General features: G+C 69.1%; 11 protein-coding genes. 5 read left to right on the top strand and 6 right to left on the bottom strand.

Annotation, left to right across the window (positions count from 1 at the left end; all coding sequences use genetic code 11):
- Window positions 1–16: 16 nt before the first annotated feature.
- Window positions 17–1,192: an NAD(P)H-dependent flavin oxidoreductase gene (locus AC10V3_RS33020; protein WP_454753413.1), complete on the bottom strand. Its 1,176-nt coding sequence runs from the start codon at window positions 1,190–1,192 to the stop codon at window positions 17–19.
- Between the two features lie 287 nt (window positions 1,193–1,479).
- Between AC10V3_RS33020 and ubiU the strand changes: the two genes are divergently transcribed.
- The 3 genes from ubiU to ubiT are packed head-to-tail and all read left to right on the top strand — an operon-like array spanning window position 1,480 to window position 3,967.
- On the top strand, window positions 1,480–2,526 hold the full coding sequence (ubiU, locus tag AC10V3_RS33015; protein ID WP_349607274.1) for a ubiquinone anaerobic biosynthesis protein UbiU: 1,047 nt from the start codon (window positions 1,480–1,482) through the stop codon (window positions 2,524–2,526).
- Between the two features lie 56 nt (window positions 2,527–2,582).
- On the top strand, window positions 2,583–3,512 hold the full coding sequence (locus AC10V3_RS33010; protein ID WP_051370036.1) for a U32 family peptidase: 930 nt from the start codon (window positions 2,583–2,585) through the stop codon (window positions 3,510–3,512).
- The gene (gene ubiT / locus AC10V3_RS33005; RefSeq protein WP_022539616.1) at window positions 3,509–3,967 is read left to right on the top strand and encodes a ubiquinone anaerobic biosynthesis accessory factor UbiT; all 459 of its coding nucleotides are present in this window, start codon (window positions 3,509–3,511) and stop codon (window positions 3,965–3,967) included. The genes AC10V3_RS33010 and ubiT overlap by 4 nt, the downstream gene beginning before the upstream one ends.
- A gap of 7 nt (window positions 3,968–3,974) precedes the next feature.
- Here ubiT and AC10V3_RS33000 read toward each other — a convergent pair whose 3' ends face one another.
- The 4 genes from AC10V3_RS33000 to norR form a co-directional block, all read right to left on the bottom strand.
- Window positions 3,975–5,549, bottom strand: coding sequence for a histidine kinase N-terminal 7TM domain-containing protein (locus tag AC10V3_RS33000; protein ID WP_022539615.1), 1,575 nt, complete (start codon window positions 5,547–5,549; stop codon window positions 3,975–3,977).
- Window positions 5,550–5,761: 212 nt separating this feature from the next.
- Window positions 5,762–5,908, bottom strand: coding sequence for a hypothetical protein (locus AC10V3_RS32995; RefSeq protein ID WP_349607276.1), 147 nt, complete (start codon window positions 5,906–5,908; stop codon window positions 5,762–5,764).
- Window positions 5,909–5,982: 74 nt separating this feature from the next.
- Complete coding sequence (locus AC10V3_RS32990) at window positions 5,983–6,423, bottom strand: phasin family protein (RefSeq protein ID WP_022539614.1); 441 nt, start codon at window positions 6,421–6,423, stop codon at window positions 5,983–5,985.
- A gap of 249 nt (window positions 6,424–6,672) precedes the next feature.
- Entirely contained in the window at window positions 6,673–8,241 is a 1,569-nt protein-coding gene (norR, locus tag AC10V3_RS32985; RefSeq protein ID WP_022539613.1) for a nitric oxide reductase transcriptional regulator NorR, read from the bottom strand.
- 152 nt (window positions 8,242–8,393) lie between these two features.
- Here norR and ytfE point away from each other — a divergent pair, with 152 nt between their 5' ends.
- Window positions 8,394–9,104 (top strand): iron-sulfur cluster repair protein YtfE, encoded by a 711-nt coding sequence (gene ytfE, locus AC10V3_RS32980; protein ID WP_022539612.1) that lies wholly within the window; start codon window positions 8,394–8,396, stop codon window positions 9,102–9,104.
- 38 nt (window positions 9,105–9,142) lie between these two features.
- The gene (locus AC10V3_RS32975) at window positions 9,143–11,431 is read left to right on the top strand and encodes a nitric-oxide reductase large subunit (protein WP_022539611.1); all 2,289 of its coding nucleotides are present in this window, start codon (window positions 9,143–9,145) and stop codon (window positions 11,429–11,431) included.
- A 75-nt stretch (window positions 11,432–11,506) separates the two neighbouring features.
- On the opposite strand, the gene AC10V3_RS32970 is transcribed toward AC10V3_RS32975, so the two are convergent.
- On the bottom strand, window positions 11,507–12,166 hold the full coding sequence (locus tag AC10V3_RS32970) for a DsbA family oxidoreductase (protein ID WP_022539610.1): 660 nt from the start codon (window positions 12,164–12,166) through the stop codon (window positions 11,507–11,509).
- Window positions 12,167–12,254: the final 88 nt, after the last annotated feature.

Raw genomic sequence — 12,254 nt, 5'->3', positions numbered from 1 at the left:
CGCCGGGTTGCGCGCGTCAAGCCTGCGCGGCCGGCGCCAGCGCTGCGGGCTTTTCCCCGGTCAGCAGGTAGTGCATCAGCTCGGCCACCGGCCGGATCGCCTCCCCGAACGGTAGCGCACCGCGGCCGCGGAAGAACAACCCCCGCTCCACATCGCCGCGCACCGCCTGCGCCAGCTTGAGGTCGATGCAGAACTGGCCGATGCGGGCGATGCCGTCGCGCAGCCCGCAGGTCTGCAGGCAGTCGAAGCCCTCCAGGCATTCGCGCACCTTGGCGCGGCGCTGCAGCCGTGCCTCGCTCGACAGGTAGCGCGCCAGCCACGGCGTCAGCACCGCGCGCGCAGGCAGGCCGGCCACGCTGGTGAACTCGCGCAGCGTCTCCGGCCGCGCAGTGGCCAGCACCTGCTTGAAGGCCGGATGCGCATCGCATTCCTCGGTGACGGCAAAGGCGGTGCCAAGCTGGACCGCGGCTGCGCCCTCGTTCAGCCAGTGGCGCACCTTGGCGTGGCTGTCGATGCCGCCGGCCAGGATCAGCGGAATGCTGTCCCACGCCAGCCCGAGCGTTTGGAACAACTCGCGGCACTCGGCCAGCACGCGCGAGAAGGAGAAGCGCGGCTCGGACAGGTCCTGGATGGTGGCCGCACCGAGGTGGCCGCCGGCATGCGCCGGGTGTTCGATCACGATGGCATCGGGCAGGCGGCCCTTTTTCATCCAGCGGCGCAGCACCAGGCCGATGCCGCGCGACTCTGACAGGATCGGGATCAGCGCCACCTTGGGGTGGCCGGCGGTCAGCTCGGGCAGGTCCAGCGGCAGGCCGGCGCCCATGACGATGGCATCGGCGCCGCTTTCGCACGACTGGCGCACCAGTGCGGCATGCGAGCCCACCGCCTTCATCACGTTGACCGCGATCAGGCCACGGCCTTCGGACAGCCTGCGCGCGGCGCGGATCTCGCGGTCGAGGGCCTCCAGGTTGGCGGCCTCGATGCTGGCCTTGTCGCGGGTGCAGCGCGGGCCGCTGGTGCGTTCGACCAGGTCGGGATGGTGGTGGCGCAGGTCGATGCTGGCAATGGTGCCAACGCCGTTCTCGCGCGCGACCGTGCCGGCCAGCCGGTGCGCGGAGATGCCGATGCCCATGCCGCCCTGCACGATGGGCAACAGGCGGCGGCCGGCCAGCTTGAGCCAGTGTTCATTCATTAACGCTCTCCGGAAAGGTGGTGCGCGCGGGGCCGGCATGCGGCCTGGCGCGATGGGGGTGATTGCGGAAGCGTGGCACAGCGCCAGGGGTCCGCGTTTGCCGCAGGTCAAGCGCACGGGCGTGCCCTGCCATCGGCCTACGCCGACCGGCATAGGTCCGCGTGCGCCGTGTGCGCGTTGGTGCCGCGCGTTGGTGCCGGTTTGCGCGCGATCAAGCCCCTGTCGCGAACGCTTGGCTAGCATCGGCCGCTGTCCTGCCTCCTGCGCCATCGTCGGCGCCATCACCCATGACACCTGCTTCCCCAGCCTTGCCCGACGGCGCAACCGCGCCGCGCCGGCCCCAGCTGGTCGCGCCCGCCGGTTCGCTCGCTGCGCTGCGCATGGCGCTGCAGCACGGCGCCGACGCGGTCTACCTGGGCCTGCGCGACGCCACCAACGCACGCAATTTCGGCGGCCTGAACTTCACCGAGGCCGACATCCGCACCGGCGTTGCCGAAGCCCATGCGCGCGGCGCCGAAGTGCTGTTCGCCATCAACACCTTTGCGCAGATGGGCGCAGTGCCGCAGTGGCACCGCGCCGTGGACGCGGCCGCGGACCTTGGCGCCGACGCGGTCATCATGGCCGACGCCGGCCTGATGGGTTATGCCTGCGAGCGCCATCCCGGGCTGCGCCTGCACCTGTCGGTGCAGGGCTCGGCCACGCACGCCGATGCCATCGAGCTGATGCGCGAGCGCTTCAATATCCGCCGCGTGGTGCTGCCGCGGGTGCTGTCGCTGGCGCAGATCGGCAAGCTGGCGCGCCAGACCAGCGTGGAGCTGGAGGTGTTCGGCTTTGGCAGCCTGTGCGTGATGGCGGAGGGGCGCTGCCTGCTGTCGTCCTACGCCACCGGGGATTCGCCCAACAACAAGGGTGTCTGCTCACCCGCGCACGCGGTGCGCTGGACTGAGCAGGACGGCACCATGCACGCGCGGCTGTCGGGCATCCTGATCGACAGCTACGCGCCAGGCGAGCCCGCCGGCTATCCGACGCTGTGCAAGGGGCGCTTCGACGTCGAGAGCGAGCGCGGCTACGTGCTGGAAGAGCCGACCAGCCTCAACGCGCTGTCGCTGCTGCCGTCGCTGATCGACATGGGCATTGCCGCGATCAAGATCGAAGGCCGCCAGCGCAGCCCGCGCTATGTGGGCGACGTGGTCGGCGTGCTGCGCGCGGCCATCGACGCCGCCTGTGCCGACCCGGCACGCTTTGCGCCGCGCCAGGAATGGCAGAGCACGCTCGGCCGCCATGCCGAGGGCGACCAGGTGACGCAGGGCGCCTACGACCGGCCGTGGCGGTGATGCCGATGGAACCGATTTGCGTTGATATGGCCATGCCGGCCACGATGGAGTTTCCCATGCCCGACACCGACACCGACACCGACACCGACACCGCGTTGCCGGACTTCGGCATCGCGCTGGGCCCGCTGCTGTACTACTGGCCGCGCGAGCAAGTGCTGCAGTTCTACGCCGCCGTCGCCGATGCGCCGGTGCAGCGCGTCTACCTCGGCGAAACGGTCTGCACCCGCCGCCATGAACTGCGCCATGCCGACTGGCTGGCGCTCGCGCAGATGCTGCGCGACGCCGGCAAGGAGGTGGTGCTGTCCACCCCGGTGCTGGTGGAGTCCGACACCGATATCGCCTGGATGCGCCGCGCCTGCGCGCAGCACGACTACCTGGTCGAGGCCAACGACCTGGGCGCGGTGCGCAGCATGGGTGGGCGGCCCTTTGTCGGCGGCCCGCACCTGAACGCCTATCACGCCGATACGCTGGCGTGGCTGGCAAGCCTGGGCGCGGTGGGCTGCGTCGCGCCGGTGGAGATGGACGGCCGTACGCTTGGCGCGCTGGCCGCGGCCCGGCCCGAGGGCATGCGTGTCGAAGCCCTGGTCTGGGGCCGCATGCCGCTGGCCTTCTCGGCGCGGTGCTTCACCGCGCGCCACCATCGGCTGCGCAAGGACAGCTGCGAGTTCCGCTGCATGGACTACCCCGACGGCCTGGTGGCCGCCACCGGCGAAGGGCAGGCATTCTTCACGCTCAACGGCGTGCAGACGCAGAGCGCCACCTGCCTGGACCTGTGCGGCGAGGCGCTGGCCATGGCCGCGATGGGCGTGCAGATGCTGCGCGTCAGCCCGCATTCGACCGGCACGCTGGAGGTGGTGCGGCAGCTTGCCGCGATCCGTGCCGGCGTGCAGGCGCCTGCCCCCAGTGGCATCGTCCCGGCCGGCGCGCAGCCCTGCAATGGCTACTGGCATGGCAGCGCCGGCATCGCCTGGGAGGCGCGGGCATGAACGCATTGCACAAGGTGATGGCCGGCGTGCATCGGCGCATGCCCGCGCGGGCGCGCGCGCTGCCGCTGGTGGCGGCGCTGGAATTGGCGCGCCGTGCCGGCTGGCTGGAGCCGCCCGCGGCGCTGGACGGGCATGCCTTCCTGCTGACGGTGCAGGACCTTGGCCTGGAGGTGCCGTTCCGTTGCGAAGGCGGGCGCTTCCATACGGCCGCGGCCGAAGGACCGGCGCCCGCGCTGACGCTGCGCGCCTGCGCGGTGGACTACCTGCGGCTGCTGGGCGGCGAGGCGGATACCGATACGCTGTTTTTCCAGCGCAAGCTGGTGATCAGCGGCGATACGGCGCTGGGGCTGGAGGTCAAGTACTGGCTCGATGCCGCGCCGCGGCCGGCGTGGGTCAGCCGGGCGGCGGCGCGCCTGGTGGCATTGCAGGGGGCGCTGGCGGCAGGCGGCGCGTAGCGGCGCGCTACGCGTCCCCGTCCAGCAGGAAGCGGTTGCGGCCCGCGCGCTTGGCGCGATACATCGCGCTGTCGGCACGGTGCAGCAGCGGCTCCAGGCGCGGCGCTTCGGGCACCGTGCACACCGCGCCGACGCTGATGGTCACCACGGGCTGGACCGGCGTGCCGTTGTGCGCGATGCCGAGGTCGCGCACGGCCTCCACCATGCGGCGCGCGACGGCCCGGGTTTCCTCGCCCGAGGCGTCGGGCAGCAGCGCCGCGAATTCCTCGCCGCCGAGCCGGGCGCAGAACTGCGGGCGCGCCAGCGTCCGGGTCAGGGCCGTGGCGATCTGGCGCAGGCAGTCGTCGCCGGCCACATGGCCGTGCAGATCGTTGTACTGCTTGAACAGGTCCACGTCGAGAATCAGCAAGCCCAGCGCCTGGTTGCGATCGAACGCGCGCGTCACCGCCGCGAGCGACTCGCGCTGGAAGTAGCGCCGGTTGGGGATGCCGGTGAGCGCGTCGATATCGAGGTCGGCCTGCACCTGCGACAACTGTTCCTCGGTCTGCCCGAGCCGCGCGGTCAGGGCCAGTTCGCGCGACTGGAACCGGCTGATATCGCGCATGAACACCAGGCTGCCGATCTGCCTGCCGTCCAGCCTGGCGACGCTTTCCACCGTCAGTTCGAAGGGCGCGCCCGGCGGCACGAAGGGCTGGGCGGCGCTGTTATCCGCGGCGGCAAGCGAGCGCTCCAGCGCGCCTTGCCAGCCGGCCGGCACGGCGCTGCCGCGGTGCAGCGCGGGCCACAACTGCGCGGCGGCCGGGTTGAATTCGACCACCGCGCCCCGGCTGTCGACGATCACGCAGCCTTCGCGCAGCGCACCGAACACGCGCAGCCGCGCATAGTGGCCAATATCGTCGAGGTGGGTGCGCAGCGCGCAGAACCACACCAGCACCGCCATCAGCGAAAACGTCGCCGGCGTCAGGTCGCCGCCGAGCGGGCCGGTCCAGCGCTTCAGGTAAGCGACATGCGTAAGCAGCGGCAACGCCAGGCCGGCGGCCAGGATGGCGCGGCCCCGGCGCGACAGCGCGTCGTTGGGCACTTCCGCCGTGACCAGGAAATACAGGCTCAGCCCGAGCAGCGCATACGACCACGCCGCCACCACCACATAGCCCGGGCCATGCTCGAACACGGCGCCGGGCGCGACCCCGGGCGGCATCAGCGTGATGCGCTGCCAGATCAGGTGGTGGCGTTCGTTGGTGAACACCAGCACCACCGTCACCACCGCGGCCAGCACCGGCAGCCACAGCCTGGACCACGGCACCACGTAGCGCGGGCGGCTCAGGTGCACCATCGCCACCAGCCAGCCGATCGGCACGGCCACGATGCCCAGGTACTGCGCCTTGGACCACAGGATCCGGCCGGGCAGGTCGGTCGAGCTGATTTCCAGCAGGCGGCCGCCGCTCCAGATCACCACGCCGCCGGCCAGCACCAGGAAGGCCTGGATGGTGGGATCGTCGCGCCGCGTCCAGGTGGCAACGACCATGCCAATGCTGCAGATGACAGCAATGGTGAGCAGGAGAACCAGGGGGTAGGAAGGCATGGAGACGGGCGCGTCCTGGAGCGATGGGCCTATGCGCTGGCGCCGCGGGGCATCCCGGTGGGGACGTTGGGGCCCGCATGGTGGCGTGCCGTGCCGGTTCGGCGCCTGGCTCGGGCGCTGGCATATTGGGTTCGCGTTCTCATCGGCATGAATGATACCGGGCTGCGCGGGCCGGTTGTCGTCCAGCCGTAGCCGGTTGGACGGGATGAGCGTCAGCGGCGGGTGGTCGGGACGGGGGAACAGCGATGGGCGCCGCTGCCCCGACCGCCGGTAGAGGGGGTGTGGCCATCCTCGACCGGATCGGAGAAGCGGTCGCTGAAGGCCAGGTCGAGCTTCAGTGCCGGATACGGCACTGACAAGGCCTGGGCTCGCGTCAGGGGCGCTGCGGCCTTGCGGGAAGATTGTCGTGACGGCGTGACTGGCCCGGGCCGGCTTACTCCCCGGAGGGCTGCGGTCGCGGCGTCTCGCGGATCGACCAGGACGGCACATCGGTCACGCCATCCCGACCGACCGTCCAGTCAGCAAATTGTCCCCGCATCAGCAGGTGGCCCCAGCCATCGATCCATTTCTGCTGCGCCCGCGCCATCAGTTCCATCATGGCCGAGACGTAGCGCAGCGGTCCGCCGAGCAGAGGCAGCTCGCTGGCGATCTCGCGCGCGTACAACTCCTCCGGGTCCTGCAAGATGATCACGCCCAGGGCATCGAGCCGCAGCTCGTCGAACATGGAACGGGCGAACTCGAGGTTCAGCTCGGCCATCCGGCGCAGGTTGTCAGCCAGGTCGGACTGCATGGACTCATACTGGTGCATGCCGGCAAAATAGGTCGGGAAGGGCCAGAAGGGCTGGGGCCAGAAGACTTGGGTTGCGGTCATCATCACGGAACTCTCCGGTGGGTCCGCAATGCCGGCAGGGGGCAGGGCGGAGTCGTCCGATGGCGGTGGCCATGGCGGCGGCACACCTGCGCGCCGCCCACACGGACGGCATGCTGACTAGCTTAAGCGGTAAGCCGACCCGTCGCCATGACGGATGGGTGCCAGCGGCATTCAGGTGACGCGCCGGACGGAAATCCGCGCGACGACATGCTGGTGACACACAAATGGCGCAGGCACGCATGATCCGTGCCTTCACTTGCACCGCAACCGCTTCGCCAGCTTATGCAGATTGCTGGCATCCACTCCCAATTGCCGCGCCGCCTGCGCCCAGTTCCCATGATGGAACTGCAGCGCCTGCTCGATACAGGCTCGCTGGGTTTGCTCCACCGCGTCGCGCAGCGTCGTGCCCGCCTCCAATGCCGGTGCAGCAAAGGCGCGCGTCATGCCCGCACCGGGCTGGTGCGCCGACGCAGGCGATTCCAGCCCGTCGAGGTCCAGCAACTCCGCCTCCAGCGTCACGATGTCATTGCGGTCCGCGCCGCGGCTGACGGCGCGCAGCGCGGCGCGGCTGATCACGTGTTCCAGCTCGCGCACGTTGCCGGGCCAGCGGTAGCGCCGCAGCGCATCCTGCGCGGCGGCTGAGAGCCGCAGGCTGCGCAGGCCGAGCCGCGCGCGGTTCAGCTCCAGGAAGCGCCCGGCCAGCAGCAGCACGTCGTTGCCGCGCTCGCGCAGCGGCGGGATGGGGATCGGGTAGACCGACAGGCGGTGATAGAGGTCGGCACGGAAGGAGCCGTCGCGCACGTGTTCGCGCAGGTTGCGGTTGGTGGCTGCGATCACGCGCACGTTGACGCGGCGCGGGCGGTCGGAGCCCAGGCGCTGGATTTCGCCATTCTGCAGCGTGCGCAGCAGCTTGGCCTGGATTGCCAGCGGCAGTTCGCCCACTTCATCGAGGAACAGGGTGCCGCCGTCGGCGGCCTCGAAGCGGCCGGGGCGTTCGCCGGTGGCGCCGGAGAAGGCGCCACGGGCGTGGCCGAAGAGCTCGCTTTCGGCCAGGGACTCGGGCAGTGCCGCGCAGTTGACATGCACCAGCGGCTGCGCGCGCCGGCGCGACTGCCGGTGCAGGCGGTGTGCGAACAGTTCCTTGCCGACGCCGGTCTCGCCCAGCAGCAGCACCGGCAGCTCGGTATCGGCCACCACTTCCAGCTCATGCAGCAGGTTGGCGATGGCTTCGCTCTGGCCGACGATCTCGCCGGCGATTTCGCCATTGCCGGCGACGCCCTCATCGGTGGCCTGGGTGCCGCGCGCGAGTTGCAGCGCGCGGATCTCGGCCTCAAGACGCGTGGTGCGGATCGCTGCTTCGACGATCACCGTCAGCCGCTGCAGCTCGGCCTGCGCGGCGGTATCGAAGGTGCCGACCGTCAGCGCATCCAGCGTCAGCGCGCCCCACGGCTGGCCGTCCACTTCCAGGCTGGTGCCCATGCAGTCGTGCACCGGTAGCGGCTCGCCCACGTGTTCGTCGATCAGGCCGTCATACGGGTCGGGCAGCATGCTGTCGTGGTGGAAGCAGGTCACGCCGCGCCGCGCCAGGATCGCCGCCAGGCGCGGATGCAGGCCCACGGCAAAGCGCCGGCCCAGCGCATCGCGCACCAGGCCGTCGACGGCAACGGGGCGCAGATGGTCTTCCTCGAGCCGCAGCAGCGCCACCGCGCCGCAACGGAAATGTGTACGCAGGACGCTGACCAGGCGTTGCAGGCGAACCGCTTGCGGCAGGTCGGTGACGAGGTCGGCCAGCAGGTCGGGATACATCGCGCTCGGTAGCATGGTGAAAAATACCCGTCGGGTCATAAGTACCGCGCGAAGTATAGGGTATTTATGACCTTCCGTGTTTCAAGTCATTGATCCGAATGGTTTTTTTTCAGGCACGCTCCTCGCGTAAGTCATGCAGGCGTAACTTTCCCCACCGGAGAAACATCATGACTTTGCAGGACCAATCCCTCGGCCAGCTCGCCCGTCGCATTCCGGGTGCCACGCGGATCTTCCATGACTACGCGCTGGACTTCTGCTGCGGAGGCAAGCAGACGCTGCGCGATGCGGCGCAGGAAAAGGGTCTCAACGCCGCCGCCATCGAAGCCCAGCTGCGCGTGCTGCAGGACGAAGGCGAGCCCGCGGCCCACGACTGGAGTGCCGCGGCGCCCGCCGCGCTGATCGGGCATATCCTCACGCGCTTCCACGCGCGCCACCGCGAGCAACTGCCCGAGCTGATCCGCCTGGCGCGACGCGTCGAGCAGGTCCATGGCGACCGGCCCGATTGTCCGCTCGGCCTGGCGGATCACCTGACCGGGATGCTCGGCGAGCTGGAAACCCATATGCAGAAGGAAGAGCAGGTGCTGTTCCCGATGCTGTCGCGCGGCATGCATGCCGCCGCGGGCCGCCCCATCGCCGTGATGCGGCTGGAGCATGACGACCACGGCCAGGCGCTGCAGCGGCTGGCGGCACTGACCAACGACATCACGCTGCCGCGCGCGGCCTGCAATACGTGGCGCGCGCTCTACCTCGGGCTGCGCACGCTGCGCGAAGACCTGATGGAACACATCCACCTGGAAAACAACGTGCTGTTCGAGATTGCCGTAGCGCCCGCCGCGGCCACCGAGGCCCCGGCCTGCTCCTGCTCGACGCACGCCTGAGCCGGCCCGCACGCAACCACAACCAACGACTTAGCATCATGGGCTCTTACCGCAGACTCTGGTTCCTGTTGATCGCCGTGCTGGCGGTCACGTTCTCCCTGCTCGGCTACTACGGTGTCGAGGTGTACCGGCAGGCCCCGCCAATTCCGGCCAAGGTTGTCGTGGCCGACGGGCGCACGCTCTTTACCGGCGACGATATCCTCGACGGCCAGACCGCATGGCAGTCCGTGGGCGGCATGCAGCTCGGCTCGATCTGGGGCCATGGCGCCTACCAGGCGCCGGACTGGACCGCCGACTGGCTGCACCGCGAGCTGACCGCGTGGCTGGACCTGGCCGCGCAGGACGCCTACGGCCGTCCTTTCGCCAAGCTCACTCCGCCCGAACAAGGCGCGCTGCGCGAACAGCTGCGCACCGAATACCGCGGCAATGCCACCGATCCGGACACCAACGTGCTGACCGTGTCCAAGCGCCGCGCGCAGGCCATCGCCAACACCGCGGCTTACTACGACAAGCTCTTCTCCGACGCGCCGGCGCTGCACACCACGCGCGAGCACTATGCGATGAAGGAGAACACGCTGCCCAGCGCCGAACGGCGCGAGCAACTGACGCAGTTCTTCTTCTGGACGGCGTGGGCGGCATCGACTGCGCGCCCGGGGCATGAGGCCACCTACACCAACAACTGGCCGCACGAGCCGCTGATCGGCAACCAGCCCACCAGCGAGAACGTGGTGTGGTCGGTGATCAGCGTGGTGGTGCTGCTGGCTGGTGTCGGCTTCCTCGTGTGGGCGTGGGCCTTCCTGCGTGGCAAGGAAGAAGCGCCGCCGCAGGCGCCGGCGCGCGATCCGCTGCTGTCCGTGGCACTGACGCCGTCGCAGCGCGCACTCGGCAAGTACCTGTTCCTGGTGGTCGCGCTGTTCGTGTTTCAGGTGTTGCTGGGCGGCTTTACCGCGCACTACACCGTCGAAGGCCAGAAGTTCTACGGCATCGATGTATCGCAGTGGTTCCCGTACGCACTGGTGCGCACCTGGCATATCCAGAGCGCGCTGTTCTGGATCGCCACCGGCTTCCTGGCCGCGGGCCTGTTCCTCGCGCCGCTGATCAACGGCGGCAAGGACCCGAAGTACCAGCGCCTGGGCGTGGACGTCCTGTTCTGGGCACTGGTGGTCGTGGTGGTGGGCTCATTCACCGGCAACTACCTGGCGATCGCGCAGAAGCTGCCCGCGCACCTGAACTTCTGGCTGGGCCACCAGGGCTATGAGTATGTCGACCTGGGCCGCCTGTGGCAGATCGGCAAGTTCGCCGGCATCCTGATCTGGCTGGTGCTGATGATGCGCGGCATCCTGCCGGCGCTGCGTGCGCGCGGCACCGACCGCAACCTGCTGGCGCTGCTGACCTCGTCGGTGGTGGCGATCGGCCTGTTCTACGGCGCGGGCCTGGCCTACGGCGAGCGCACCAGCCTGACGGTGATGGAGTACTGGCGCTGGTGGGTGGTGCACCTGTGGGTAGAGGGCTTCTTCGAGGTCTTTGCCACTACGGCGCTGGCCTTCATCTTCTCCACGCTGGGGCTGGTGTCGCGTCCGATGGCGACCGCGGCCAGCCTGGCATCGGCCTCGCTGTTCATGCTGGGCGGCATCCCCGGTACGTTCCACCACCTCTACTTTGCCGGCACCACCACGCCGGTGATGGCAGTGGGCGCCGCCTTCAGCGCGCTGGAAGTGGTGCCACTGATCGTGCTCGGCCATGAGGCCTGGGAGAACTGGAGCCTGAAGCAGCGCGCGCCGTGGATGGCAGACCTGAAGTGGCCGCTGATGTGCTTTGTCGCGGTCGCGTTCTGGAACATGCTGGGCGCCGGGGTGTTCGGCTTCATGATCAACCCGCCGATCGCGCTGTACTACATCCAGGGCCAGAACACCACGCCGGTCCACGCGCACGCCGCGCTGTTCGGGGTGTATGGCTTCCTGGCACTGGGCTTCACGCTGCTGGTGCTGCGCTATGTGCGGCCGGCCTACCGGCTGAGCCCCGCTCTGATGAAGACCGCCTTCTGGGGTTTGAATGCAGGCCTGGTACTGATGATCGGCACCAGCCTGCTGCCGGTCGGCATCATCCAGTTCCTGGCCAGCGTCGAGCATGGCACCTGGTATGCGCGCAGTGAGGAATTCATGCAGCAGCCGATCCTGCAGACGCTGCGCTGGGTGCGTACGTTTGGCGACGTGGTGTTTATCGTCGGTGCGGTGTCGTTTGCCTGGCAGGTGGTGCTGGGGCTGGTGAACCGCACGCCGATGGCGGCGGATGCGGTGCCGGCGCGGATGAAGACGGCGGTGCGCTGAACGACGGAAAAGAAGTGGCAGTACTGACCCGCCCGGTGTTCCGGGCGGGTTTTGTTCTTTGCAGAGCAGGTCCGCTCAGCCCTGCGCGGGCTGCTGCGCCTCGGCCAGGATTTCGCGGATGGCCTGTTCGAAGGCTTCCACCGGCTGCCCGCCGGTGACCAGGTAGCGGTTGTTGAAGATGATGGACGGAACCGACTGGATACCCATGCCTTGGTACTCACGCTCCTCGGCACGAACCTCGTTGGCATAGTCATCGCCTTCCAGCAACTTGCGCGCCTGCGCAGCATCGAGGCCAACCGACTCGGCGGCTTCGACCAGCACCTCGCGATTGCTGGGATCCTTGCCATCCGTATGGTAGGCGCCCAGCAGCGCCAGCTTGAGCGGCAGCTGCTTGCCTTCGATGCCTGCCCAATGCAGCAGCCGATGCGCATCGAAGGTGTTGTAGACACGCGTGCGCTCGCCGAAGGTAAAGCCCACGCCGGCGCCGCGCTCGCGGATCATGGCCTGGGACTCGGCAATCTGCGCCGGCGTGCGACCGTATTTCTTGCCGAGGTAGTCGACAATGGCCTCGCCTTCGGGCCGCATGTCCGGATTCAGTTCAAAGGGGTGCAGGACGATCTCGGCGTCCACGGCATCGCCCAGGCGCTGGAGCGCCTGCCGCAGCGAAGACAGGCCGACGGCGCACCAGGGGCAGGCGATATCGGAGACGAAGTCGATTCTCAGGGGGTGGGTCATGGGCTTTTTCCCGGGAGGGCCGCGGGGTCGCGGCCCTCGGCACGTTGTGACAGTGCCGACAGGGTAGCGTGACTTGCGAATCCGTGCA

The sequence above is a fragment of the Cupriavidus sp. PB-02 genome, from assembly GCF_058252315.1.
The sequence above is the reverse complement of the archived record's forward strand: the minus strand, read 5'-3'. Positions and strand labels throughout refer to the sequence as shown.

What these genes read in the sequence shown, in the direction of transcription:
- AC10V3_RS33020 (WP_454753413.1), bottom strand. Translation starts at nt 1,192, where the DNA reads ATGAATGAACACTGGCTCAAGCTGGCCGGCCGCCGCCTGTTGCCCATC.
- ubiU (WP_349607274.1), top strand. Translation starts at nt 1,480, where the DNA reads ATGACACCTGCTTCCCCAGCCTTGCCCGACGGCGCAACCGCGCCGCGC.
- AC10V3_RS33010 (WP_051370036.1), top strand. Translation starts at nt 2,583, where the DNA reads ATGCCCGACACCGACACCGACACCGACACCGACACCGCGTTGCCGGAC.
- ubiT (WP_022539616.1), top strand. Translation starts at nt 3,509, where the DNA reads ATGAACGCATTGCACAAGGTGATGGCCGGCGTGCATCGGCGCATGCCC.
- AC10V3_RS33000 (WP_022539615.1), bottom strand. Translation starts at nt 5,549, where the DNA reads ATGCCTTCCTACCCCCTGGTTCTCCTGCTCACCATTGCTGTCATCTGC.
- AC10V3_RS32990 (WP_022539614.1), bottom strand. Translation starts at nt 6,423, where the DNA reads ATGATGACCGCAACCCAAGTCTTCTGGCCCCAGCCCTTCTGGCCCTTC.
- norR (WP_022539613.1), bottom strand. Translation starts at nt 8,241, where the DNA reads ATGCTACCGAGCGCGATGTATCCCGACCTGCTGGCCGACCTCGTCACC.
- ytfE (WP_022539612.1), top strand. Translation starts at nt 8,394, where the DNA reads ATGACTTTGCAGGACCAATCCCTCGGCCAGCTCGCCCGTCGCATTCCG.
- AC10V3_RS32975 (WP_022539611.1), top strand. Translation starts at nt 9,143, where the DNA reads ATGGGCTCTTACCGCAGACTCTGGTTCCTGTTGATCGCCGTGCTGGCG.
- AC10V3_RS32970 (WP_022539610.1), bottom strand. Translation starts at nt 12,166, where the DNA reads ATGACCCACCCCCTGAGAATCGACTTCGTCTCCGATATCGCCTGCCCC.